30 protein-coding genes and 1 pseudogene are annotated in these 24014 nt (G+C 60.0%); 3 read left to right on the forward strand and 28 right to left on the reverse strand.

Features of this window, described 5'->3' with window-relative positions; all coding sequences use genetic code 11:
- From TX24_RS03290 to TX24_RS03405, 26 genes and pseudogenes are all read right to left on the reverse strand, one after another.
- Positions 1 to 1305 (reverse strand): phage late control D family protein, encoded by a 1305-nt coding sequence (locus TX24_RS03290; protein ID WP_057709697.1) that lies wholly within the window; start codon positions 1303 to 1305, stop codon positions 1 to 3.
- The gene (locus TX24_RS03295; protein WP_057709698.1) at positions 1302 to 1742 is read right to left on the reverse strand and encodes a phage tail protein; all 441 of its coding nucleotides are present in this window, start codon (positions 1740 to 1742) and stop codon (positions 1302 to 1304) included. Before TX24_RS03295 ends, TX24_RS03290 begins: the two co-directional genes overlap by 4 nt.
- Positions 1743 to 1748: 6 nt before the next feature.
- Positions 1749 to 4487, reverse strand: coding sequence for a phage tail tape measure protein (locus TX24_RS32380; RefSeq protein ID WP_057709699.1), 2739 nt, complete (start codon positions 4485 to 4487; stop codon positions 1749 to 1751).
- Positions 4477 to 4596 carry a GpE family phage tail protein gene (locus TX24_RS30245; RefSeq protein WP_073843658.1) on the reverse strand — a complete coding sequence of 40 codons (120 nt, stop codon included), beginning with the start codon at positions 4594 to 4596 and terminating at the stop codon, positions 4477 to 4479. Before TX24_RS30245 ends, TX24_RS32380 begins: the two co-directional genes overlap by 11 nt.
- Before the next feature lie 8 nt (positions 4597 to 4604).
- Positions 4605 to 4940: a phage tail assembly protein gene (locus TX24_RS03305; protein WP_057709700.1), complete on the reverse strand. Its 336-nt coding sequence runs from the start codon at positions 4938 to 4940 to the stop codon at positions 4605 to 4607.
- A 48-nt stretch (positions 4941 to 4988) separates the two neighbouring features.
- Entirely contained in the window at positions 4989 to 5504 is a 516-nt protein-coding gene (locus TX24_RS03310; RefSeq protein ID WP_057709701.1) for a phage major tail tube protein, read from the reverse strand.
- A 57-nt stretch (positions 5505 to 5561) separates the two neighbouring features.
- Complete coding sequence (locus tag TX24_RS03315) at positions 5562 to 6737, reverse strand: phage tail sheath protein (RefSeq protein WP_057709702.1); 1176 nt, start codon at positions 6735 to 6737, stop codon at positions 5562 to 5564.
- Positions 6738 to 6847: 110 nt separating this feature from the next.
- Positions 6848 to 7447 (reverse strand): phage tail assembly chaperone, encoded by a 600-nt coding sequence (locus TX24_RS03320; protein ID WP_057709703.1) that lies wholly within the window; start codon positions 7445 to 7447, stop codon positions 6848 to 6850.
- 8 nt (positions 7448 to 7455) lie between these two features.
- Positions 7456 to 9414, reverse strand: a complete 1959-nt coding sequence (locus TX24_RS03325) for a phage tail-collar fiber domain-containing protein (RefSeq protein ID WP_057709704.1) — start codon at positions 9412 to 9414, stop codon at positions 7456 to 7458.
- Positions 9411 to 10028: a phage tail protein I gene (locus TX24_RS03330; RefSeq protein WP_057709705.1), complete on the reverse strand. Its 618-nt coding sequence runs from the start codon at positions 10026 to 10028 to the stop codon at positions 9411 to 9413. Before TX24_RS03330 ends, TX24_RS03325 begins: the two co-directional genes overlap by 4 nt.
- Positions 10028 to 10939: a baseplate J/gp47 family protein gene (locus tag TX24_RS03335; RefSeq protein ID WP_057709706.1), complete on the reverse strand. Its 912-nt coding sequence runs from the start codon at positions 10937 to 10939 to the stop codon at positions 10028 to 10030. Before TX24_RS03335 ends, TX24_RS03330 begins: the two co-directional genes overlap by 1 nt.
- Complete coding sequence (locus TX24_RS03340; protein WP_057709707.1) at positions 10936 to 11280, reverse strand: GPW/gp25 family protein; 345 nt, start codon at positions 11278 to 11280, stop codon at positions 10936 to 10938. Before TX24_RS03340 ends, TX24_RS03335 begins: the two co-directional genes overlap by 4 nt.
- Positions 11277 to 11849, reverse strand: coding sequence for a phage baseplate assembly protein V (locus TX24_RS03345; protein WP_057709708.1), 573 nt, complete (start codon positions 11847 to 11849; stop codon positions 11277 to 11279). Before TX24_RS03345 ends, TX24_RS03340 begins: the two co-directional genes overlap by 4 nt.
- Before the next feature lie 61 nt (positions 11850 to 11910).
- The gene (locus TX24_RS03350; RefSeq protein WP_057709709.1) at positions 11911 to 12369 is read right to left on the reverse strand and encodes a phage virion morphogenesis protein; all 459 of its coding nucleotides are present in this window, start codon (positions 12367 to 12369) and stop codon (positions 11911 to 11913) included.
- Complete coding sequence (locus TX24_RS03355; RefSeq protein ID WP_057709710.1) at positions 12359 to 12841, reverse strand: phage tail protein; 483 nt, start codon at positions 12839 to 12841, stop codon at positions 12359 to 12361. The genes TX24_RS03350 and TX24_RS03355 overlap by 11 nt, the downstream gene beginning before the upstream one ends.
- Positions 12838 to 13023 (reverse strand): annotated as a pseudogene (lysC, locus tag TX24_RS32385) (Rz1-like lysis system protein LysC); the annotation flags it as partial. The pseudogene lysC and the gene TX24_RS03355, both read right to left, overlap by 4 nt.
- Positions 12938 to 13381 (reverse strand): Rz-like lysis system protein LysB, encoded by a 444-nt coding sequence (gene lysB, locus TX24_RS03360; protein WP_057709711.1) that lies wholly within the window; start codon positions 13379 to 13381, stop codon positions 12938 to 12940. The gene lysB and the pseudogene lysC, both read right to left, overlap by 86 nt.
- Positions 13378 to 13581, reverse strand: coding sequence for a hypothetical protein (locus TX24_RS03365; RefSeq protein ID WP_057709712.1), 204 nt, complete (start codon positions 13579 to 13581; stop codon positions 13378 to 13380). Before TX24_RS03365 ends, lysB begins: the two co-directional genes overlap by 4 nt.
- On the reverse strand, positions 13578 to 14423 hold the full coding sequence (locus TX24_RS03370) for an N-acetylmuramidase domain-containing protein (protein WP_057709713.1): 846 nt from the start codon (positions 14421 to 14423) through the stop codon (positions 13578 to 13580). The genes TX24_RS03365 and TX24_RS03370 overlap by 4 nt, the downstream gene beginning before the upstream one ends.
- Positions 14420 to 14698: a phage holin family protein gene (locus tag TX24_RS03375; RefSeq protein ID WP_057709714.1), complete on the reverse strand. Its 279-nt coding sequence runs from the start codon at positions 14696 to 14698 to the stop codon at positions 14420 to 14422. Before TX24_RS03375 ends, TX24_RS03370 begins: the two co-directional genes overlap by 4 nt.
- 1 nt (position 14699) lies before the next feature.
- On the reverse strand, positions 14700 to 15053 hold the full coding sequence (locus tag TX24_RS03380; RefSeq protein WP_019818195.1) for a putative holin: 354 nt from the start codon (positions 15051 to 15053) through the stop codon (positions 14700 to 14702).
- Positions 15054 to 15080: 27 nt separating this feature from the next.
- A complete protein-coding gene (locus TX24_RS03385) occupies positions 15081 to 15293 on the reverse strand; it encodes a tail protein X (RefSeq protein WP_057709715.1) in 213 nt (70 codons plus the stop codon).
- Positions 15293 to 15754, reverse strand: a complete 462-nt coding sequence (locus TX24_RS03390) for a head completion/stabilization protein (RefSeq protein ID WP_057709716.1) — start codon at positions 15752 to 15754, stop codon at positions 15293 to 15295. Before TX24_RS03390 ends, TX24_RS03385 begins: the two co-directional genes overlap by 1 nt.
- A 105-nt stretch (positions 15755 to 15859) precedes the next feature.
- A complete protein-coding gene (gene gpM, locus TX24_RS03395; protein ID WP_057709717.1) occupies positions 15860 to 16561 on the reverse strand; it encodes a phage terminase small subunit in 702 nt (233 codons plus the stop codon).
- Between the two features lie 10 nt (positions 16562 to 16571).
- A complete protein-coding gene (locus tag TX24_RS03400) occupies positions 16572 to 17624 on the reverse strand; it encodes a phage major capsid protein, P2 family (RefSeq protein WP_057709718.1) in 1053 nt (350 codons plus the stop codon).
- A 46-nt stretch (positions 17625 to 17670) separates the two neighbouring features.
- Positions 17671 to 18516, reverse strand: coding sequence for a GPO family capsid scaffolding protein (locus TX24_RS03405; protein WP_057709719.1), 846 nt, complete (start codon positions 18514 to 18516; stop codon positions 17671 to 17673).
- 153 nt (positions 18517 to 18669) lie between these two features.
- Here TX24_RS03405 and TX24_RS03410 point away from each other — a divergent pair, with 153 nt between their 5' ends.
- The 3 genes from TX24_RS03410 (at position 18670) to TX24_RS03420 (ending at position 22404) form a co-directional block, all read left to right on the forward strand.
- Positions 18670 to 20430, forward strand: a complete 1761-nt coding sequence (locus tag TX24_RS03410; RefSeq protein WP_057709720.1) for a terminase ATPase subunit family protein — start codon at positions 18670 to 18672, stop codon at positions 20428 to 20430.
- Positions 20430 to 21452: a phage portal protein gene (locus tag TX24_RS03415; RefSeq protein WP_057709721.1), complete on the forward strand. Its 1023-nt coding sequence runs from the start codon at positions 20430 to 20432 to the stop codon at positions 21450 to 21452. Before TX24_RS03410 ends, TX24_RS03415 begins: the two co-directional genes overlap by 1 nt.
- Positions 21453 to 21609: 157 nt before the next feature.
- Entirely contained in the window at positions 21610 to 22404 is a 795-nt protein-coding gene (locus tag TX24_RS03420; RefSeq protein WP_057709722.1) for a DNA adenine methylase, read from the forward strand.
- Here the strand turns inward: TX24_RS03420 and TX24_RS03425 are convergent.
- Together TX24_RS03425 and TX24_RS03430 are read right to left on the reverse strand one after the other, a co-directional pair.
- A complete protein-coding gene (locus TX24_RS03425; protein WP_057709723.1) occupies positions 22401 to 23081 on the reverse strand; it encodes an SOS response-associated peptidase family protein in 681 nt (226 codons plus the stop codon). The two genes, TX24_RS03420 and TX24_RS03425, sit on opposite strands and share 4 nt — an antisense overlap.
- 23 nt (positions 23082 to 23104) lie before the next feature.
- The gene (locus TX24_RS03430) at positions 23105 to 23443 is read right to left on the reverse strand and encodes a hypothetical protein (RefSeq protein ID WP_057709724.1); all 339 of its coding nucleotides are present in this window, start codon (positions 23441 to 23443) and stop codon (positions 23105 to 23107) included.
- Positions 23444 to 24014 lie beyond the last annotated feature (571 nt).

The following is a 24014-nucleotide window of genomic DNA, read 5'->3' on the forward strand; positions in this document are numbered from 1 at the left end:
CTACACCTTGGCCCCGCCGTCCGCAGGGCCTCCCGTTTCAGCCTTCGTCGCCTGAAGCCGCTTCCACTCCCGATCCACAGCCCGCTTGGCCGTGTTCTTGTTGGCGTACAGCCACAGCAGACGCCGAGGCTTATCCTGGTCCCCGGCCGTCATAGTTTTCTCTTTCCCGGTTTTGTCATCACGGTAGTAGGCGATGATCCCGGTGTAATCCAGTTTGTTCTCCACCGCCAGGTCATCGACGGTGTCTTCCGGCAACTTGCTTTCCAGCTCCAGGCTCATGGTGTAGCCGTTGTCCGGGCTGAGGTTGTGTTGCACGTTGCCGCCGTACCAGATGATTTCGTCGATTTCAGCCTTCACGCCTTGCAGCGTGTAGGTCAGCTCCGGGATCAGATCGGGACGGCCCACCGCCAGGGTGTAGCTGAGGGTCGCGCTGCCACGGCGCAGGCGGTTGAATTCCGCCCGGGCAGCACGAAGGGCAGACTGCTTGTCGCTGTAGGTGTGGCGCAGGTCTTTGAGGTTTTCGCCGCCGCCGGCAATGGCTTCCTGCTTCTTGGCGCTGTTCACGTCGTAGAAGTAGGCACGCACACCGTCGTAGCTGTCGCGGTCAGCCAACAGGTAGCGGTGCTGGTCGCCGTCGGCGCGGGTGAGGGTGATGTGGGGCAGGTCCAGGCCGCTGGCGGTCTTGCCACCACCGGCTGGCATGCACAGCAGGCATCCCGCTTTGACGCTGGCCACCGCGTCGAACTCTTCACCCAGGCGGCTGATCAGGTTGGCGTCAGATTCGTTCGCCTGATCGAGCTGCAGGATGGGCAGACCGTCGAGCGCACCGGCAATGGTGGCGGTGAGGCCGTTGCCTATTGCGATATCGCCCAAGACGTCGCCGAGGGTGGTATTGCTCCAGCTGCGCTCGCGTTTGGTTTTGAGGGCCTTGCGTAGATCTGCCGAGCGAGCGCGGATGCTCAGCATATCCGGCGCACCACTGTGTTCGATCTCGTCGACGGTGTAGGTGCCTTTGTCGACCAAGCCGGTGTCACTCCAGCCCAGCCATAACCGCACCACCGCACCCTTGGGGGGAATCGACAGCAATCCATCGTGGTCGCTGAGGGTGATGCTGAGCTGATCGGCTTCGATGCCGCGGTTGTCGGTCAGTTCAAGGCTCATCAACCGCGGGCTGATGAGTTGGGCGATGTCGTTGCCGTCGACGGTCACGCGAAAAGCCGGTACCGGATACGCCGCATCGCGTTTGTAGCGATCGACCGTGTCTTTTAGAAACCCGGTCACACGGGAAAGGGCGGCGTCGATCATAGCAACCTGCGCAGGATATTCACGCCGACGGCGGTACCGGCGCCCAGTAGGTCGATCCGGTCATCATCGATACGTTTGAGGGACAGGCTGAATTCAATGCGCCGAGGCGTGCCGTCGCTAAAGAAAATAGTCTTGGTTTCGCTCAGACTTTCGATCACCCATAGGCCGTAAATGCGGCCGCTGCCTTCGACCATAGGCCAGGCCTTGCCGGTGTTAGCCATCAATCGAATGGCGTCCAGGCTGAGGCCGCTGCCCGCCAGCTCAGGCAGGATCACACCTGGCAGCGTGATGGTGTCGTCGCCACGCCCAAGGAACTGCCGCGCGGGTACGGCACCGATCCGATTGTTGCTGGCGTGACGCCATTCGGTTTGGCGCTGCAGTTCCTGATAGGCGGCGGTTGAGAGGCTGAACACGAACATGCCGAGGGCGAGCATCATGCGGGGTTACTCCAGGTCTGACAGTTTGCTGCGTGTACGGGCGTTTTTTTCGCTCTCAACACGGGCCAGTTCCGCACGCACGGCCCGCGCAATTGCCATGGCATCCATACCCTGACCGGGATGGATGTTGATTTCGTACTGATCGTGGCTGTCGTAAGTGGGGCTGCTCATCGCGCTGATGGGCGGGCGGTCATCAATTGCCAGCGCCGTTCCGCTCATCGTGCCCAGGGTCATTGCGCCGGCGGCAGTGAATTGTTTGCTGAACTTGCTCAGTGCGGTGAGTGGCCCCCCTTCACCGGTTTCGAGCCCCTGTGTCAGTCCCGCCATGGTGAAGCCGCCCAGCTCCGCAAACACCCGCGATGGGCTGTGTATACCGAGCTTTTCCTTGAACCACCCAATGGTCGAGTCTCCGATCGATACGATGGTGTCTTTCACCAGGCCCATGCCGGATATCAAGCCGTTCACCAACCCATTGACGATCATGCTGCCGAATTCGGTGAACCGTGACGGCAGCTCAATACCCAGATAGCTCAGTACCCCGGCGAAGGCTTGGTACACGAGCCCCAACGGACTGAAGTTCACCAGCGTGGCGATGATGCCGCCGATGCCGCCATCGAATCCGGCCTTGATCTCCGTCCAGGCGTTGCTGAAATATAGCTTCACTGCGTCCCAGTTCCGGTAGATCAAGTAGGCGCCGCCGGCAATTGCGGCGACAACGGCGGCGATGATCAGAACGATCGGATTAGCCGCAAGGCCCCACAGGGCAATGCCTACCATCCGAATTGCTGTCAGCAGCGCGCCGCCCATGGTCACGGCCAGCAAGCGAATGCCCTGCATTAGCATCGGGAACGCGTTTTTGGCGAGGCCAACCAATGTCGGGAACAGCCGCTGGGCGACGGCAACCACCCCGGCGCTCTTGAGGCCGAACAAGCCCATGCCGTAGCTGACCACGGCAAAGGGGCCGATCAAGCTGGCCAGGGTCAAGGCTAGCGCACCGAAGACACCCGCCAGCACGCCGACCACCATCAGGGTTTTCGTCATGGCAGCGGCGGCTGCAGGGTTCTCCTTCATCCATGCGGTGACGCCCTTGATCGCTGCGGTGATGCTTTTCAGCGCCTCGACGTAGGTGGGCAGAATCGCGTCGCTCATTTCCCGGTAGGCATTGGCTTTTTGTGCGAGCAGTTCCAGCTCAGCACCCTGAGCGGTGTTCATGCCTTTGTCGTAGAGCTGGTCGATGCCGTCGGCACCGGCATTGAGCTTGGCATTTTTGTGGATCTGCTCACGCTGCAAGTACATCTGCGCGAACAGGTTGGAGGCGGTTCGGTTGGAGAAAATGCTGCCTATGCTATCCAGCACCTGCTTCTTGTCCGTGATGCCTTTGGCGGCCAGCTGCGGCAGCAGGATTTTCTCCATCCACTCGAACTGGTTCTCGCGAAACAGCTCACTGCCCTTGATCGCACCGACGTCGAGGAAAGCAATTTGCCCAGCCTTGTCATGCTTGACCTTGGCCGGGTCGACCAGGCCCAGTTGTTCTAGATTGTTCGCCGCACGTTTGGTGGTCTTGCCCTGGTAGATGTTGGAATAGGCGCTCATCATCGCTGTACCCACACGATGGCCACCCATTTCCTGCACCAGCGGTTCCATCTGGTAGTAGAACGCTTCGTCCTTGATGCCCTTGGCCGCTACACCGCCGGTCTTGATCACGTTCAGCCATTCATTCGGCCCAACACGGCCCCCGGTGGCGGTAAGGATGCGCTGCACGATATCGGCTTGATTGATGAACGCTTCTTTACTGGCCAGGCCACCGCGCAGCTCAATCACCTTGAGCATATCCATGAACTTGCGTTCGTTCTCAGAGCCTTCTTCCTCACCGTACATCGCGTGGTTGGCAAACTTCATTTTCGCCAAGGTGGGAGCAACCATTTCCGCTTCATGCTCGTCGGCAAACACCGTCATTGCATCCCGAACCAACGTTAGGTTTTCCGTCACGCTGGTGCCGTAGGTTTTCATGCGCTTGGCAAACTCAATCGCCTTGCCGGTGTCTTCCTTGCCCAGGCCCATGGCGGCAACACGGTTTTCTTCAAGCGCGAACTGTTTACCCTCTTGTAGAGGCGCGTAAAGGCCATGGCCGATGGCGTATCCCGTGCCCATACCGGCGGCGCCTGCCATAGCAGCGTTGCCGGCGAACTGCTTGCGCCCGCTGTATGTGCTGTCGAGGCGTGCCCGGGTTTTTGCCGCGCGTTCCTGATTGGCGTTCAGGGCTCGCAGACGGCGCCCCTGCTCTGCAATGCTGTTGTTGGTGGCGCTGATCTGCTCACGTAACTGACGTTCGTGGGTGCTAAGATTTTTGGTGCCGATGCCTGCATCGGAAAGCTTGGACCGCAGCCCCTGGAGCTGTATGCCTTGCTGTAGGTGTTCTTGTTTTAGGCGTTGGGCTTCGCGCACAGCTGCGCGAAAGTCCTTGGTCATTGCTCTGGTCGGGGCGCCGGTCGCGGCGAATTGCTGGCTGAGGGCTTTAACTCGTTCACGGGCGGCGTCCAGGGATTGCTTGGTTTCGTCGGCGGCAGTTTTTTGGGAGCGCCAGGCGCTCACATCTTTCTGCTGGGTGTTGAGTTCTTTCAGGCGGTCACGGGCGGCTTTGAGTGCGCGGGCCGTTTCGGTGCTGCCCCCTGTGATTTTCTTCAACGGGCCTGTGGCTTTGTCGATGGCGTCGAGCAACACCCGCAGTTTTAAATCATTTGCCATCGACGCTGCTCCGAATACGCGCCCGTTCGCGCCAGTCCATCAGTTCCTGCAGGCCCAGCTGATCCATGTCAGCCGGCGCCCAGTGAAAAACCACGGCCAGATCGGCCATAGCGTCTTCTACGCAACGAGGGATGCATCCGTCTTCAGTTGCTTCTGCAACAAAAAACCAGACACCTTGTTGCCGAGGATGAACAGGTCGGCAGGGTCCATGCCGGCAAGCTCGACGGCCGTAAGGGTCGGGGTGCTGATGCGCGGTAGCACCTTGAGGAGGCTGGCAACGTCCATGTTCAGCAACTCGGCCAAGCTAACGCCGCGCAGTTCGCCCGAGTTTGGCTTGCGCAGGCTGATGCTGTCGATGGTGGTTGTGCCACGACGGATCGGTGTATCGAGGATAACGGTGTTGTCGTCGACCAATGGTTTAACGTCAGTCTGTGCGGTAGCTGCGGTGTCCATGAGTAAAGCTCCTAGTGATGGGCAAACGGTTATGGTGCGGTGGGGCTATCAAAAGCCGAGGGCGTTACGCTGTTTCTCCAGCATGTCGACACCATCAACCTTCTCGATGAAGTTGAGCAGGTCGACTTCGATGATCTCTTCGTTGTCGACGGTCAACTTGTAGTAGGTGCAGGTTGTTTTGATGGTGTGCTCAGTGTCCTCGCCTGGCTTTGCTTCGCCCATTTCAATGGACTCATGACGCCCACGGACGACAATTTCTACGGCGCTGACTTCTCCCGTATCGTCCTGCTCAAAGGCACCTGCAAAGCGCAAGGCCACACCGGACGCGTTGGCCATACCGAACTGTTTCAGGCTGATCAGATCCAGGCCACCTGTCTTCCATTCGAACTGGATACCGTCGTCGGAAAAGCCTAGGTCAGCCTTGACCGGGCCATTCATGCCACCGCCGCGATAGGCTTCCATCTTGCGGCCGAGCACGGGCAGGGTGATGGACTTCACCACCCCCCTGTAGATGTTGGCGTCGTTGAACAACATGAGGTTCTTGAGTTTGCGTGGCATAGCCATGGCGGTCTTCTCCGGGTATTTGGCAACGGGTCAACTCCCCTCGCGGGGAGCCCCGGTTTAGCCGTTGATCTGGCTGGCGAACTGCATCAGGTAGCGGTCGGTGATGCGCTGGCGCAGGGTGAGGTCTTCCAGCGGCGGCACAGGCGTGTAGTCGTAATCGATCGTCAGCTTGCCGGCCTTGAGGGTGTCCTTGTCGTTGATATCTTCCGGGTACCAGGCGCTGCCGCCGATCAGGTAGCCCTGGGCGATCAGCTCGCGAAACTTGGCGTTGATGCCTTCAAGGATGTCCCGCACCAGGGAGGCGTGCATGGGCTTGTCCACAGCCCACATGTGCGCCTCGGCCATGGTATCGGCGAGGATCTGCGCGGTACGGGTGTAGTTTTCGAAGGCGAACAGCGGATCGTCGCTGCAGGTACGGCTACCCCAGAAGCGGAAGCCGCCCTCGTTGATCAGGGTCGTGACCTCGTTGCTATTGAGGTAGTTGGCATCGGTAGCCGGGTTTTGCAGATCCCAGAACACGTCGGCGCTGATACCGGTCACGCCGTTGACGGCAACGTTGGAGAGAGTCTTGTGCCAGCCGGTTTCCTGATCGATCTTCGCCCGCAGGCCCAGGGCGCGTGCAACTGCCGAGGCGGTAACGGTCTTGCTGGTGACGGTGTCCCAATTGAGGAAGTCTGGCCAGATCACCATGGCTTCGCGGGCGCCGAAATTTTCGCGGTAAGCGACCACCTCTTCCTTGGTTTTACAGTTCCAGGCGCTGACGTACGCGAAGGCGCGCAGGTCTTGGGCAACCGACACCAAAGCCGTAGCCACCTGCAAACTGTCGAGGCCTGGTACGCCAAGGATGCGCGGCGTCATGCCCACGCGGGCCTTGGCGGCGAGCAGAGCTTTCATGCCGGTGTATTTGCCGTCGGCCGTGGTGGTGCCGATCAGGGCGCTGGTGGTGGTCGCTTCGTCAGCGCCTTCCTTGACCCGCACCACGATGGTGTATGGCTTGGTCTGATCGGCAATTGCCTGCAGGCTGGACGCAAGGGTCCCCTTCACACCGGCTTTGCCGATGGCGGCTTGAACGCTGGTCAGAAGGACAGGTGTGTCCAGCGGGAACATAAGTGGGTCTGCATCCTCAGCCGTGCATACCAGGCCGATGACTGCGGTGGGGATGGTGCGAATGGGGCGGGTGCCGTCGTTGAGTTCGATGACCCGCACGCCGTGGAGATAGTCTGAACCGGCCATGGGTGGTTGCCTGCGCTGTGATGGAATGACAGTGCACAGGCTGCCGCGCGCGCGCCGGTTGGGCGAGCGCGGGGGCTTGTAGGGAGAGGCATTACAGGTTCACGGAGGGGTTATTGCGATTGGTCGGCGATCCAGCCGGGAGCTGTGGGGCGTGAATCCAGAACCGGGAACTGGGCGGTCTGCGGCCAGTCGCGAAGGGCCTGTATGTACACCAGCAACTCGCGGAACTGAATCGAAGACAGGGACGGGTCCACCCCGATTTCCTGCTGATCCCGATGACGTTCCCGCAGCCATTTGACCGACTCGATCTCGGAGTCGCGCCACGCCCGCTCTGCCGCGATGAGCCCCGCCTGAGCCAGCGCATCGTCATAGATCCAGTCGCTCCCACCCCAGCGGTGGCCTGGCCCAGGGTACGGCAACGCGGTGAGGTTGTCCGGCAGCGGGCCGAATTCTTCCCACTGTAGCGGCGCACCTGTTTCGACCTGGTAAACCATCCCCCTGTGATCTGGTACCAGGCTCCACACCTGATCAGCGCCAGGTGTGTGAACGATAGCGAACCCGGCCTTTGGCTTGGGCGGGGCATCGGCAAAAGCCATGGCGGGAATGAGCCACTTCCCTTCGTCCAGCGGGTCGGGATCGGCCTGGGTCGGGCCGGTGTATTCACCCGTTACTGGATGCGCTTGGTATACGACCAACATGGAATCAGACATGGTTAACCTCAATACTTAATGCACATAAGTCGAGCAGTACTGCGAGGGCGGGCTTCATCACCACCGGACGCAGTAGTTTCATACATCACTTTCCCAGGGCTCACGCCCTGGATGCCGGTAGCGCTCAAACCATAATCGGTCTTGTGCTGTGCACCGTAAACGTGGGTGTGAGATTTGTTCTGCGAGTCGACCCAGCTACCTACAGTACGCCCTGGTTCAACGCCACGACCTTCGTCAGCACCGCGGATAAACTCGCCTCGGCTATCGGGAAGGTTGAACGTCGTGCTGCCATCACCAGCGCCGTAGGTCGTGCCGATTGCGGCGAATAGATTTGCATAGGTGGTACGAGAAACGGCTGCACCATTTTCTTTAAGGAACCCGGTAGGAACTGTCGGGCCTGCAAATGCAATGGTGGTGCCTGCGGGCATGAATTGATAAGGGTCAAGATTCCCCGTGTGCCAGACCCTTCGGGTTCTCCCCCAGGCTCCATTGCTCTTACAACCACGAACGTAGATATCCGGCTCTTCCAGCCCTTGACGAAACCCGAGCTGACCTGAATATCCCGAGTTGCCATAGGGGATGTTGACCAAGCCGACATTATCAGAGAAGCCTGAATTACCTCCCCCGTAGTAATAGAAGCCGCCAGGCAATCCAACCGTATCAATCGCTGCCGCTGGTGCCGTAGTTCCGCCCAGCCCATATTGTCCTTTCGCTAATGCATCAATGATCCCATAGCCCTCCAAGGTGGTGGCTTTGGCTGCCTTGCCATTCAATGCGGTCAGAATGGTGGTGGAAAAGTTTGGATCATTGCCCAACGCCGTGGACAACTCCTTCAACGTATCCAAGGCGCCCGGCGCCCCGTCCATAACCGCCGTGATAGCGTCCTGTACCGCCTTTTGCACGAAGGCCGTATTAGCCGCCAGCTTGTTGTTGGCTCCAACCGCTGCTGTCGGCACTTGCGGTTGACCCGAGAACACTGGACTTTCCAGCGGTGCTTTGAGGCTTAGAGCGGAATTAACCTGAGTAACGGTGTACGCGTCGGTAATGCCGTACCCTACCAATGTCGTGGCTTTGTCAGCTTTGCTGCCTGGATTGAACGTACCTGAGTGCCACAGCACACGTGTTGGAGTCCAGACGCCCGACCCTTTGCCAGCCCGTACCAAAATTCGTGGTTCATCGTTGCCTTGTGCGAAACCGATTTGTCCGGCGTAGCTGTCCGTGGCGTAAGGAACATTTATTAACCCGACGTAGTTACCGAAGGTGCTTCCACCATCGCCAAAAGAATAAAAGCCTCCCGGTAGCCCAATGGTGTCAATGGGAGCATTTGGAGCAGTTTTTCCACCTAAACCATACTGGCCTATGGCGATGGCATTGGTGATACCGAAACCATCCAGCGTGGTCGGATTACGGCCTGACTGCACCACCCCCCGCTTGTCTGTCGTCACCTGAAAGTAGGTACCGGGCACCTTGTTAGGTGGAAGCACCCGATCGACGGAGAGGTCGACATACTCCCTGGTGGCCAACACGACGGCGGGATCGATCTTCAGCACAATGTTGCCGGTGCTGGAGACGATGAGACTCATCCGCACGATGAGCGTGCGCGCCGATCCTTGGTCCATCAACGCCTTGTAACTCGGGGCACAGTTGGCAACCGCGACGAGGTCATTATCTTCGTCATACAGGCCAATCTCTCTAACCCACCAGCCACCGACGTCCGCAGGGATGATTTGCTCGGCGATGATGACAGCCGGGTTCACGGGATCAATCATGAGCTGATTCAGCGGCGCGCGACGACGTTCGTTGATCAGTTTGGTTTGGGTCGCGCTGGGCATGGGATTGGTGTCATTTGCATCACCCACCCCGAGTGCCGCGAGCTTCCAGGGAAGCCCCAACGAGTTGGCGTTTGCCAGTTTTGCGGCCCCCACGTTGGTGAGGATCGCCATAAATTGCGAGTTCTGATCGATCATGGGTACACGTCCAGGGTGTCTATGGTGTGTTCACGCCCGGCCACACCGATGTAACCAGTGACTTCAACGTCACGCTGCACGGGTGGGTAGACGTCGATTACGTCGCCTTCATAAACGGCGACACCGATGTTTAGGGCGCCTTGGGTTTCCAGGCTGATGGCTAAGCCAGTGAGGTGCCGGCTGCGGGGTTTGGCGTCATCGATCAGGAAGGTGAGTTCCTGATACATCTCTTCGGTGATGCCGGTATCCAGCACGCCGATCCGCAACTTGAATGTGCCAGGCACGCCCTCGGGCACGTCCTGCCACCACTCGACAATCTCAATCAAGTAGCCCAGCGGCTCGACTACGCGGCGCAGTGCACCGACGGTGCCTTTGCGCGAGTGGATGAAGTACGAGGCACGGATTGCCGCGCGTTTGGTGGCTTCAGACCAGGTGCTGTCCCAGCGGTCGACGGAAAACGACCAGGCCAGGTAGGGCAGAACGGCGACAGGGCAAAGATCCGGGTTCCACAGCAGTCGCAGCGGGATAGGTACGCGCTGAATTTGGGCCAGCGCAATTGCCGCCTGGCGTTCCAGCGGGGTCGAGTTGCCCGGGAGAAGGTGCTGAGCGCCCATCACTCCACCCCGACCGATAACTGAATGTCAGTGCAGTAGGGGGCCTGGTACAGCGTAGCGACGATATCGGTCCAGCCTTCCAGCTCAACCTTGCGCACACCTTCGACGTGTAGCGCGGCGTGGATCGCGGATTCCGACACCTCCATGCCGAGCCGACGGCGCTGATGCACATAGGCGCGCAGACGTTGCTCTGCGGTACTGCAGGCAGGCTCGGTCTCTGGTCCGCTGGTCAGCAGATAAAGTTTGGCCTTGACTTGGTAACGCAGGATTTGAGCAGCCTGCACGGTCAGCCGGTCAGCGACTGGCCGGCGGTTGTCATCGCTGAGGTAGGTTTTAACCACAGCCAACAGGTCGTTCTCGGCCGAGCCGTCCACAGACATACCTTGCACGGTCACCACCACCACGGCCGGCGACGGGCTTTCCGCCGTGGCATCGGCCACGCGCCCATCGGCCGCGCGGGCGTGGAAGATATAGCTGTTGCGGGGGCCGGCGGTGCTGAGGCCTTCCCAGGCCATTTGGGTACGCTCGCGCAGGCTATCGTCTGTTTCCATTACCTGCGGGACGGGCGGTGATGCTTGGGAGTTAGCCGCCTGAATTACCAGGCGCTTGACGTTGTAGTTCGCCGCCAGGTTCTCCAGATCGCTGCCCTTGGCGAAGGCAATCATGTTGGCGGTGGCCGCTTCATTGACGCGCTGCCGCCAGATGGTTTCCCGATAGGCGTTCTCCTCGACCAACTTGGTCAGCGGCTCCGATTCCATTTCGAGCCTGGCGGCAATGTTCGCTTGTTCCCCGGCGGGCCACAGGCTGATGGCGTAGGCCTTGCGTTTGGCGAGAATCTGCTCGTAATCAATCTGCTCGACGATCTGCGGCGCGGGCAACAGGCTGAGGTCGATGGCTGAGAAGGTGTTCATACGCTGCCACCCAGCTGCAGGGGCAGGCTCATGCTGAACGGCTCATTGCTGTCGACAATGCTGCCCTCCAGGTCCAACACTGACTGGCCTTGAAGGGTGGCACCCATAAATTGCACACGGCTGAGGCTCACCCTCGGTTCCCAACGCATCAGGGCCATGACCGCGCCCGAATAAACCCGCAGGCGTGTGACGTCATTGAAGGGGTGGTCCACCAGCTCGGGCAGCAGGCTGCCGTATTCGCGGCGCATAACGCGGGTGCCGATGCGGGTGGTGAGGATGTCAGTCAAGCACTGGGCGATATGGTCCAGCTCATCGATGGCGGCGCCGGTTTCTCGGTTCATTCTGGTTTCCCCGTCTTGCCGTTGCCTGGCATCACGCCGCTGTGGGGGTGGTTGACCAGGCTGATGCCGGCCGCGATGACGTCGGTGGTAACGGTCACGGTGCCGGTGACGTTTTGGTTTCCGGTTTGGATGTAATCGCCCTGATGAGTGATATCGCCGACGAGATGGATGCCGCCCGTGCTGACCAGGTTGGTGGTACCGCCGTTGGCGAGGGTTGCGTTGAGGTGATGGGCGACGCTGTCGTACTCGATCACCGTGCCGTCTGCGTAGGTGCGGCGGTGCAGGCCGGGGCGGTTGCCATTGGCGGGGATGTGGTCGCTGAAAAGGCCTGTGACAACTACACCATTGGCGAGTTGACCGGACGGGCTGAACAACATGACTTGTTCGCCCACGGTCGGAGGGTCCCACACCTGATCGGCTCCGGCGCGCTGCACGATCCAAGGTAGCCAGGCAGTCGTAAGCTCTCCGGTTTTCACCTTCACACGGGGAGGCTCCATCTGCACGGCGTCAATGACGCCGAAGCGGATGAGGTTTTCAAGCATGCGGGCAAAGGCGGCGAAATCGTTCATGGCGGCGATGGTGACGCCACGCGCGTGCGGGTGCAGCTTCGTCGCCTTGTAGGAGGGGGAGTTACAGTGTCAGGTGTGCGAGCAGGCTATCGCGAATTAAATCTAGGTCAGCATCAGTGAACCCCAAAACCTCCCGCTGCTCGTAACGCACGTCAGGAGCGCCAGGCTCTGCACGATCCTTCAAACCATACTGGTGAACCCTGGCAATGCGGGCAATACGGCCGGTGAACCCAACCGTTACGGCATTGCTATCACCACGGACCTTCAAATATGAAGCCGTCCGTAGCTTCTTGAACATCGCCAGCTTTCGGCGAATCCGTCCCTGCTTCCCTCGCAGGTCCCGCTTTTTGCGAGGGGCATACTTGCTCCCGTCCGGGTTCTCCTGTGCCATCACGCGCTTCTGCTGACTGCGACGCAACTCCTGTCCAATGGTCCGAGCCAGTTTGCTGCGCTCCCCAGGCTCCAACCGTGCCAGTAGAACCGCTGCCCAGGTCTCCAGCGCCTCCAGGTTACTTGCCATCGGGCACAATCCATTCACTGGTGTTGCCCTGGGCCCCCGGCTTCCAATTCGGATCGAGGTAGCCCGGCACGTACTGTGGTTCGTTCGGGTGTTTGACAGTGGTATTGCCCTGGTCGTCATTGCCCACGACGACGCGCTCTGTCAGTTGCAGAGTAATACTGAGGTCCACCTTGTTCTTGTCCAGGATGTCGGCTTCGAACTGAATACCGTTCTTGACCTTGTCGAGGCTTTCCAGCAGTTCGGATTGATTGACGCTAAGCCAGCCCAGAATCGGCAGGATCACGCTGTCGGGATGACCGGCGAACTCGGTGAGGATGATCTGCAGGTCAAAGCTGTATTCAAACGACAGGGTATGGGCAGCGGTGCAACGAACCCTACCGTTGTCGATGAATATCAGCAGGCGGTCGGGGTTGTGCTTGAACTCGGCAACGGTGGCAAGCAGGTGGGCGCGCAGGCTTTCGGGCTTGTTCATGGTTGGGCCTGCTGTTGCTTGTAGACCATGTCGACCTGGGCAGCGCAGTCGGCCCAGGCAGCTTCCGCGCGGTCCAAATCGCTCAACTGGTCACCGTTATTGCGCGGGCTGGTCGCTGGTAGTTGGCACGGCACCACGGCCGGACAGCCAGTCACGGTAAGCTGCGGCGCCGGTGAGGGCGGGGCGCTCGCGCAGCCGGCGAGCAGCGTCAGGCAAAGGCTGATCAGCCCAGTTCCGTAGTTCGGCGTTTTCACGTTTCAGGTCCTCTATGGTTTGCTCGCGTTTCGCCAGACCCTGGCGCAGTTGATCCTGTTGGACGCGCAGGGTGCTCTGGGCCTCGCGCTCCTGTTTCAAGGTAGCGATGAGGGTGTTGGCGGTTTGAAGGTTGCGGTCGGCGTCTTCGCGGGCGGTCTTGGCAGCTGACTTCGCCTGTTCGGTTTCGCCTTCGGCGACGTCGATGCGCGCTTCCTGCCCCCAGATCAGCAACGCCAGGGCGCCGAGCAGGGCAATGCCATATAGGGCTTGGCGCAGTGTGCTCACGCGCGGTACCAGCCAAGTTTGTTCATGGCGGCGGTGTCGAACTGCTTGATCGGGCCGCGCACGATCACGGCCCTGGCGCCGTTCATCATCTGGATGGCTTCGCCCAACAACTGCATGTCGTCCTGTTCGGTCGACTCAGGTACCACCAGCAGGTCACCATCCTGCACCCGCAGTTTTTCTACCGCGTCGAAGTCGATCATGCCGCCACTCCTTGCCCACACTCGCAACCGGCGTGCCGCTCGTAGGCGCGCTGAAGCTTGGTGTCGTAGAGATTCCGTAGGTAGTCCGGCCCGTTGTAGAGCTTGGCGAACTCGGCCCATTTGCGAGCTTTCAGGGCCTTGTGTAGCACCGGATCGGTCTCAATGAAGCGGGTGAAGGCGTCGAACTGCTGTGATTCGCCGGCACTCATTGCTGCCACAAATTCCTGCACGCTGGCATAGCCGAGACGCTTCCAGTGGAACCCCATGATCTGGAAGGCGCCCCAGGAAGCCGACTCCAGGGCGGCGGTGTCATCGATCAGGCGGGCCATGGCCAGGCGTTGGTGCTCGGCGGTACCGCCGATGTATCCGCCAGGCTTTGGATTGACCAGGGCGGGGTTGGCGGTGGCGAGCTGATCGGCGTGACGTTTGAGTTCGGCAGGGTCATCGCCCGCGTTTCGAGCCGTGGCGAGCTGGCGGTACATGATGTGGCGTTCGAACAGGATCACCGGCTTGCCGTTGTCGAGAAAGCCCTTGCCCTTGGATTCCACTTCGTTGACCGCGTAGATGCTCGCCAGCGGTACGCCGAGACGTTCGGCAGCGACCACTAGGTCGTTGTTGCGTAGCAGCTGGGTACAGTCGCCACCGGCAAGACTAGCTTGAGTCTTGGTGCCGGCAACGCCGTCGGCGACCAGGCCCACTTTGACCTGGTACGCGCGCACGGCGGTTTCTGTGGCGTCGCCGTAGTCACCGTCCGGCACGACGTTGGCGCCGTTCTTGTTGAGACTCTTTTGCAGCATCAGTACCGCTTGTGAACGGTCGCCGTGGCGGAGGGTGGTGGTCATGCGCTGGGCCTCAACAGGGCGGCGACGTTGCCGCGTGAACGGAAAATCAGGGTGCAGAGCAGCACGATGGACACGGCCTGCCAGAGGCTGGTGGGTTGGCGGTCAAGGAGAATTTCCAGACCGCAGATGCACAATGTGGCGCCAAACAAGCTCGCCAGTAGCGAAATGCTGCGCCGATATCGCGCATCGCCTCGGGTGTAGCAAGCCAGGCGCAGGGCGCTCAGTAGGTAGGCGATTGCCGTGATGACTTGAACAGCCAGTTCGATGTTCTGCATGTCAGGTGCCCCCTCTGATTCGACGCCAGATGTCCCAGATATCCGCTTTTTCCACCCAAACCATCAGTTTGATGCTGATCGGGATGACCACCAGTGCGCAGAGAAAGGCGCTGCCACCGCTGGTGATAAACGGAATTGCCTGTAAAGCCATCGGTGCGAACAGGTAGCCCACGCCGGCCGACAGGAATAGTGAGCCCAGCCGTTGCCAGACCTTCAGGTCACGCTTGGTACTGGTAACCAGCCAGGCACCGAGGATGGCGCCGAATAGCGCCCCGTCATCGATGACTGGCGTGACGCTGGCCAGGCCCAAGCCAATGAGCAGGCCAGACACAACGCTGGAAGTCGGATCAGCCATGGTGTGGGTTTCCTTGGTTGCAGAGGGTCAGTTCCATAGCTGCACCATCTGCCGCTGGGGCGCGCTGGTTTGGGCTTCGGGCATGTTGACGACAAGGCCGTGCGGCAGGATGGGCCCGTAGTCAGCCAGGCCGGGGTTGGCTTCAAGCACGGCCTCGGTGACGCCAGCAGTGCGGCCGTAGAACCGCCAGCAGAGGGCGTCAACGGTGTCGTTTTGGTTCGTGCGGACAGCGACGGGCATCAGATCAACTCCACGGTGGTGCGGCTTAAACCGAGGAAGTCGCGCACGGCCCAGCGCAGATCGCGGCGGTAGTCGTCGATGGTCGGGGCTGTTTCTTCTGCTTTATCGGTGCCGGTGTTGGTTGCGCTGTAGTCGCGGTACCGCTCGCAGACTTCGGCGCCGGTACCGGCCTCGATCGCACGCCGGTATAGGTGGGCCTGCACCGATACATCGTTGATCTTGTCGTCAGGGACGTCGGCCAGCGTGGTGTAGCCGGCGGCCAGTTGCTGGGCCTTCCACAACTTCAGCTCACGATTGAGGTTGATCGCTGCAGCGATTACGGCAGTTTCCAGGCGAGCGGGGGTGACGCTGTTGTCGATGCGTAGAGTGGCGCGGAGCTGCTCAAGGTCGATTGAGGGCCAGAACGGGTCGGTGTTGATGTGACCGCCGGTGACTGGGCCGCTGGCTACAAATGCGCTCATGGAACAGCACTCAGAAAATGGGTCGCCGGTGGTCGGGGCTTCACGTTCAGGAGGAGCGGCCTGGCCGATCCGCCCCGAGCCGGCGGGGTGCGTGGGGACGCTCGGTTAACTGCTTGGGGCAGTGTGTTTCTTGAGGAGACGCTCGACGCGCTCCAGATCTTTTTTGCCACCGCAGTTGCTGTGCAGGTCGATGGCTTTGGCCAGGTGCTGCTTAGCCTCTGCCAGGGCTACCAGGTTGTCGGCAGCCGAATCATCAGGAATGGCTGCGAGTGCTTTGCCGAGCGCCAGGTGCAGCTTGGCGCGAGCCTGGTCCGGCATGTCCTGTTCAGCAGTGATGCGCTGGGCTTCCTGTAGGAACTCCAGTGGAAAACGATCGCCAGCCTTTTGCGCTTTGAGGGCGGCTTCGGCGATTTCCTCGGCGATCAAGGTGCCGGTGGTACGTTCGAAGCGGTCCGGCATTTTCAGACCGTGCTTGATGGCGTAGTCAGCAATCGTCAGCGCGCCGCCGTAGCCGCCCGCGTCAATGCACCAGAGCATGATCGTGGTCAGGACTTCGTCCTGGGCACCGTTGCCAGCGGCCAGCACGCCTTGCACGTATGGTTCGTACTCAGGGATCAGCAGCGCCTTGAGTTCAGCTTTGCCCTGGTTGGACTGCACCTGCTTGAGGCGCGCGCGGTGCTGAGCCAGTTGGGCCAACTGGTGCTCGTAGGCAGTAGCGCCTTCCATTGAAGTGGCCGGCGCAGTTGCGGCGGCCTCAATGGCTGCGCGTTTGCGCAGCTGGTTACGTTGGGCTGGTGTCTGATGCATGGCGCGCCTCTTAGGCCTCGGTCGGTGCTGGATAGTTGACGGCCGTGATGCCTTCCACCAGTGCGACCAGGCCGAAGTCTTCGATGACATAGGCTTCGTTGGAGGACTGGTAGTCGGCGACACGATCCAGCTCGGGCTCGTCTTTCAAGTGGCGACGGCGGGCACCGTTTTGGTAGTAGATCGACAGGTTGCTGAGGGTGGTGACCAGGACGGTGTTATCCGGGAAGAACGGGGCGTCGACGACCGGCAGGCCACCCAAACGGGCGCGGCTGACAATCTCTTGAGCGGCGTTTTCTTCCTGGTTGGAGTCGGCACCCTTTTCCACGGCTGCCAGCAGCTTGCTGTGCATCAGGTTGCGGGAAACCATGACGCGCAGATCCGGGCGGGTGCGGTGCCACGGGTCGAGTATCTGGATGGCGTCGAACACCAGGCCGTCGAGGTTGGCGTAATCGCCCTCGAATACGGTGTCGACACCCGCAACCTTGATGACTTTGCGGGGGCCGATGGTGGCAGCATCGAGCACGCGGTCGTCGGCGCTGAGGCGGATTTTTTGCAGCCAGCCGATGTTGACGTCTTGCAACAGTGGGTTAGCGGCGCGGTTGGTGGTCGCAGCGGCGCTGGTGCCGTTGAAACCGATCATGATGCGGTCCAGCGCTTGGCGCAGGATGATCGCGTTGCTTAGCTTGACTTGGAAGTCGGGGAACTTGGCCCAGGCATCCAGCAGGGCGTAGGGGAACGCGCTGTCGAAGTTCGTCTGCTTGCAGGTGTAGGAATCTTTGCTCAGCGTGCTGCGGCCTAACGGGCTGCGGGGGGTACCTGTGGAGGTATCCGTGCGACTTGCAACTGGGCCGTTAACACCCAGCAGCAAGGCCTCGCCTGACTGTTCGTCTACGCCAATGATGTTGATCTGTTTCAGGAAACCATCGGATTCCTGCACAGCAACTTCCAGTTTTTGCTGGATGCTGGGGTCGACGCTGAATTTTTCGTGGGCACTGGCTACGCCATTGAGCAGGGCGATCTGCACGGCCAGGGCGGCGAAGGCGAAGCGTGTTTCTTTACGCATGGGGGTGTTCTCCGGTGAATAGGCTTGTCGGTGTTGGGCCGTGGGTTCAGTAAGCAGTCAGGACGGTGCCTGCACCGCCTGTGCTATGCGGGCGCTGTGGCTGGCTGAGGTCAGCGGTTTGCCCGAGCTTGGTTTTGAGCTCTTTAAGCTCGGTATCCAGGCTGGTGAACTGCTTTTTCAGATCGACCAAGGCCTTGCTTGAAGCGTCGGCTTGCTCAGCCTGCTGGGTGGCGAGGGTTACCAGGCTTTCCAGCGCTTCACCGATGTCGGAGAAAGTGTTGGCGTCCTTGCCATCCTTGTCCTTGCTCAGTTTGATGAACTCACCGAGCCTGGCCTTGATTGCTGCAAAAGCACTCGGCTGGTCGGTGACTTCTTCGAATTCAAGTAATGCTTCCTCAGCAGCGCTGAACAGGTTGTCTTTGTCCTGTTTGCGTCCGGCCAAGGTGCCGTGTGTAGCGCTGAAGCTCAGGGCTTCGGTGCCCAGGCTGGCAGGGGTATCAGTGATGGCGAGGCCGACCAGGTATGCCTTTCCGCTATCGGCAAACTTGGGCTGGATCTCGACCGAGGTGTAGACCTTCTGACCGGCCTTGTTCAAGGCCAGCAATGCGTCGTTCGGTTCGAGTTGGGCGAACAACGCCAATTTCTTGATTCCGGCAATCTCGACTTCTTCAGCCTTGAGCGCCACTACGTCGCCATAAGCGCCGAACTCGCCGCCGGGCCAGTAACCCTTGATGTGTTCGCAGTTGATGCGAGCGCCATAGGTGTTCTGGCTGTACTGCGAGGCCATGTCGTCAATCCAGCTCCGCTCGATGATGCGGCCATCGGTAGTCGCGCCTTCTACGGCAATGCGGGTCCACTTGGAGCGGAATTTCTGTTTGGTGCTGCTGGCCATGGGGAGTCCTCAGTGCGGTGGCGGCGAACTGCCGTTGCGATGTGGGCATGGTCGGCAGCTGCGGCCTCGCGGGCAACGAGCCGCACTTGTAGAGCAAGGCTTTACAGGGAGCAGAGCGGGTGTGCCACGCGCGCGGGAGGCAGCATCTGCGCCATGAATGCTCTCGCTGAAATTCCCGTCCGTGATAACCGTCGCCAGGCCAAATTTTTGTACTGGACGGGTTGGCGCATCACCGAAATTGCCGAGTACCTGGACGAAAAAGAGAAGACCGTCCACAGCTGGAAGGCCCGTGACGAGTGGGACCGGGCTGATAACGTCGAACGCATCGGCGGGGCGCTGGAGGCGCGGTTGGTGCAGCTGATCCTGAAGGACGGCAAGACCGGAGGCGACTTCAAGGAAATTGATCTGCTCCACCGGCAGTTGGAGCGCCAGGCCCGTATTGAGCGGTTCCAAGGCGGCGGTACCGAGTCTGAGCTCAACCCGAAACTGAATGACCGCAACAGTGGACCGAAGAAAAAGCCGAGCCGAAATGAGTTCAGCGAGGAGCATATCGAGCTGCTCACTCAGGCGTTTGTCGATGGGTGCTTCGGCTATCAGTTGGATTGGTACAAGGCTGGCAATCAGCGCACCAGGGCCATCCTTAAAAGCCGGCAGATCGGAGCGACCTTCTACTTCGCTCGGGAGGCGTTGATTGACGCTCTGACTACGGGGCGCAACCAGATTTTCCTGTCGGCGTCGAAGAATCAGGCTCACATTTTCAAGTCGTATATTCAGTCTTTTGCCAGGGAAGTTGTCGGCGTCGAGCTGACTGGCGATCCCATCACGCTCGCGAACGGCGCGGAGCTGCACTTCCTAGGCACCAACGCACGAACCGCCCAGGGCTACCACGGCAATTTCTACTTCGACGAATTCTTCTGGACGTTCAAGTTCAAGGAACTCAACAAGGTCGCCTCGGGTATGGCGATGCAGAAGCAATACCGCCGCACCTACTTCAGCACGCCGTCGAGCATGGCTCATGAGGCCTACACGTTCTGGACGGGGGAGCGCTTCAACAAGGGCAAGCCTGCCGCCAACCGCATTTCCGTGGATGTGTCCCACGATTCCCTCCAACAGGGGCGGTTGTGCGAGGACAAGGTGTGGCGGCAGATCGTCACGATTCTGGACGCCGAGCAGCGCGGCTGTGAACTGTTTGATCTTGAGGAACTGCGCCAGGAGTACGACGCCGAGGCGTTCCAAAACTTGCTGATGTGCCAGTTTGTGGATGACGGGGCGAGCATCTTCCCTTTGTCGATGTTGCAGTCGTGCATGGTGGACAGCTGGGTTGAGTGGGTTGAGGACTACAAACCTCTGGCACCGCGCCCGCTGGCCGACCGCCAGGTGTGGTTGGGCTATGACCCGGCAGAAACCGGCGATAGCTCTGGTCTGGTGGTTGTGGCGCCGCCGATGGTGCCAGGCGGTAAGTTCCGGGTGATCGAGCGGCATCAGTTCAGGGGGATGGACTTCGCGGCGCAGGCCGAGTCCATCCGCATGGTGACCCAGCGTTATTGGGTGACCTATATCGGCATCGACACGACGGGCATGGGCTCGGGCGTGGCGCAGTTGGTGCGGCAGTTCTTCCCCGGTCTTACAACGTTCAGCTATTCGCCAGAGGTGAAGTCGCGCCTGGTAATGAAGGCCTATGACGTGATCCACAAGGGCCGGCTGGAGTTCGACGCAGGCTGGACGGACTTCGCGCAATCACTGATGGCCATTCGCAAAACCATCACCGCCAGCGGCCGGCAGTTCACCTATACCGCAGGACGTAGCGAATCAACCGGCCATGCCGACCTGGCCTGGGCTCTTTTCCATGCACTACACCACGAACCGCTCGAAGGGCAGACGGCTGCCAATACCGGGCGGATGGAGCTTTTTTGATGAGTACAAAAAATGAGGTGGCAGTTGCCACGGAGCAGGCAGTGAGTGAGCACAAGTCGGTGGCGTTCACGTTCGGCGAGCCGGAGTCGGTGTTGTCGGCCAGGGAGATATTCGACTCGCTGGAGTGCTGGTTTAACGGGCGCTGGTATGAGCCTCCATTGTCGCTGGATGGACTTGCCCGGTCGGTAAAGGCCAGCGTTCACCTCGACTCGGGGCTGCGCTTCAAGCGCAACCAACTGACCCGCACGTTCATCCCGCACAAGCTGCTGACCCGCGAGGCATTTGACCAGTACGCCCAGGACTATTTGGCATTGGGCAACGGGTACGTTGAGGCGCGGCGGTCGTTGCTGGGTACGCCTGTGACGCTCAAGCCCGTGCTGGCGAAGTACATGCGGGCAGGTAAGGACGGGCGTTATTTTCAGGTGCAGGGGTGGAAGAGTGAGCACGAGTTTGACCAGGGCAGCGTGTTCCATTTGCGGGAGCTGGATCTGCACCAGGAAATTTACGGGTTGCCCGAGTGGCTCTGTGCGCTGCAATCGGCGCTGTTGAACCAATCGGCGACGTTGTTTCGCCGCAAGTACTACGAGAACGGCAGTCATGCGGGTTTCATCCTTTACATGACGGACGCGGCGCAGAACGAATCCGACATCGACGACTTGCGCACCGCTTTGAAAAATTCCAAGGGGCCGGGCAACTTCCGCAACCTGTTTGTGTACGCGCCGAACGGGAAGAAAGAAGGCATACAACTAATACCGGTCAGCGAAGTTTCGGCCAAGGACGAATTCAACTCGATCAAGGACCAGACTCAGGGCGATGTACTCGCAGCTTTGCGGGTTTATCCCCAACTGATGGGCATCGTGCCGAAAAACGCCGGGGGCTTTGGCTCGCCGAAAGAAGCCGGGGAAGTCTGGGCCACCCTTGAGCTTGAGCCGATTCAGACACGCCTGGCCCTTCTCAATGACTGGGTCGGCGAGGAGGTCGTGCGCTTCAAGCCCTTTGAACTTGGAGCGGGGGAGAAATAGTACCCCCGCGCAGTAAACGAGGCGACGAGTTGGTGCGCTAACACCCGCTCGACGCTGAATCACTCGAACACGCCGAGTGCTCCAACCAAGGCCTCGCCCCACTGCGCAGGGGGTGCGAAGCCTAAGCGAATCCAATTGTTGAAACAAGGATCACTTAATGAGCACACCAATTATCCCGTGGATGGGCGGCAAGCGTCGCCTGGCAGATCGCCTTATCCCGCTGTTTCCACCTCACGAATGTTACGTCGAGGTCTTTGCCGGCGGCGCCGCGCTTTACTTTATGCGGCCCCAGGCCGCGCCGGTTGAAGTCCTCAATGACATCAATGGCGATCTGGTGACGCTGTACCGCGTGGTGCAGAACCACCTGGAGGAGTTTGTGCGCCAGTTCAAGTGGGCGCTCAGCTCCCGCCAGGTGTTCGAATGGCAGAAGATGACCAGGCCGGAAACACTCACCGACATCCAGCGGGCTGCGCGGTTTTTCTACCTGCAGCACCATGCCTTCGCCGGCAAGGTCAGCGGGCAGACCTTCGGTACCGCCACCACTGGCCCTGCCATCAACCTGCTGCGGATCGAGGAGAACCTGTCTGCTGCCTGGCAACGGCTGTCGGGTACGTACGTCGAGAATCTGGGCTGGCTGGAGTGTGCGGAACGCTACGACCGGCCGCACACCTTTCATTACATGGACCCGCCGTACTGGCAGACCGCTGGTTATGGGGTGGACTTTCCATTTGAGAACTATGAGCGGATGGCCAACTTCATGCGGCGGTGCAAGGGCAAGGTGATGGTGAGTATCAACGACCACCCTGATATCCGACGTGTGTTTGACGGGTTCCACTTCGAGACGGTGGATATTCGATACAGCACTACCAATCAGCGGCAGGGAAAAGCCGAGGTCAGCGGCGAGCTCGTCATCATGAACTGGGAGCCGGCGGCACTGGGGGGGCTGTTCTAGGGCTCTGGCTGAATCAAACTGGCTTCCTTGTTTCTCACGTTGCCCACGGCGGCGCTGACCTTGAACCATTCAAAGGCCTCGGCCGGCTCGCCCTGGTGCAACACCATCTGCTCGGCACGCTCTTTCGGCGTTGCCGGGTTAAGCCATTCCCGGGCAAGGTCAGGCGCCAGAACCACGGGCCTCCGGTCGTGAATGTCCACCATGCCGCCGGCACTGTCAGCGGTGATGATCACAAAGCCGTCATGCTCGCCTGGGCCTGCAACGGCGTCAGGTAGTTGGCCGATGGCCGCGCACAAGATAGGCGCGCTGTCCCGCCTACGGATCAGATAAGGCTGTTTCTTTGGCCCACCTTCATCTACCCACTCGAACCAGTTGTCGATAGGCGTGATCGCCCGGTGCGGCCAGATCGCCCGGAAGAACGGCCCGTGGGCGACTTTCTCGACGCGTGCATTGATGGGCGCGGCACGGTCTTTCGCCCAGTGTGGCCTCCATCCCCACCGAACCGCATCAGCGTGCAGCAGGTCACCCTGCAGGTGCAGTAACGCCACCTGGGTGGTTGGGGCTACGTTGTATCGCTCGATCGGCTGATCACCCACCGAGTTTGCCAAGGCATTGGGCATGCTCAGTGCCGCAACAAAGTCGTGGATTCCTCTGTACTGCGACAGTCTTCCGCACATAGTCAGGCCCTCTCCGTTTGATCTTAGACAATCGTGATCGGTCCAAGCCTCATTTCATTGATGATCTGTTGCAAACAATCTGCTTTTTGCCTGCTTAAGTTGTCGGACGTTGTCAGCTTTGAGATCTGCTGCCGCATCTCAGCCGCTTCACCACCCTTCTGACGAAGGTAGCCAGCAAACTCTGCGTTCTTTGCCTGGGCGTCCAACAGCATCTGGCTGATACCGAAAACATCCGCCCGCGCTTTGCGTAGCTGCGCGTTCAGTTCCTGGATCTCGTTCTCCAGCAGGCGGCAGTGCTGTCGGTACATTTCCAACGGGGTAGGAAGGCCCAGCCATCCGAAGGTGTCGTCGTCATTGTTCATGAGTGCGAATCCAATACTGTATGCGCATACAGTAATTGAGGTTTGACTCTGGCGCGATTTGAGGCGACGAGCTGTAGGGGAGAGAGGGTTTTGGCAGGGAAATGTCAGCTGAGATAGATGAAATTTTGCCCTACAGCAGCATGAAAAAACCCATTTCAACATAGCATTTGCTGGCTGTCACGGCAAGCGTAGGGAGCTGCGTGGGCCAATAAATACGGGGCTTTCAGCATGTTTTGGCCTACCGCGCAGTCGCAGCCAGGACAGGCCCGGCTCGCGGCTGCCAAGGCGGGGAGTTGGCGTGCCACAAGTGGGGTAGTGACGTGCCACAAATGGGGCTGTGACGTGCTTCATCACTCGGCGCGCGCCGTCGTCCCCCCACCTCGCCTGCGGGCTAAATGGGTCTTTTTTTCTGCACACCTGCGGACCACTCTCGGCGGCGCAGGCTGGGCGCTTGGTTGGCATTGTGGGGAGGTCAAAAGCCTGCGGAACCCTGCACCGAGGGGTGAATTCTGTGAGCGGTCTGTAGCGGCTGTTGTACAGCTGGAGGGGGGGCATCTCAAAAAGAGTAATT

Origin of the sequence: Pseudomonas lactis (assembly GCF_001439845.1) — a bacterium.
In the GTDB taxonomy this organism is placed as follows: domain Bacteria; phylum Pseudomonadota; class Gammaproteobacteria; order Pseudomonadales; family Pseudomonadaceae; genus Aquipseudomonas; species Aquipseudomonas lactis.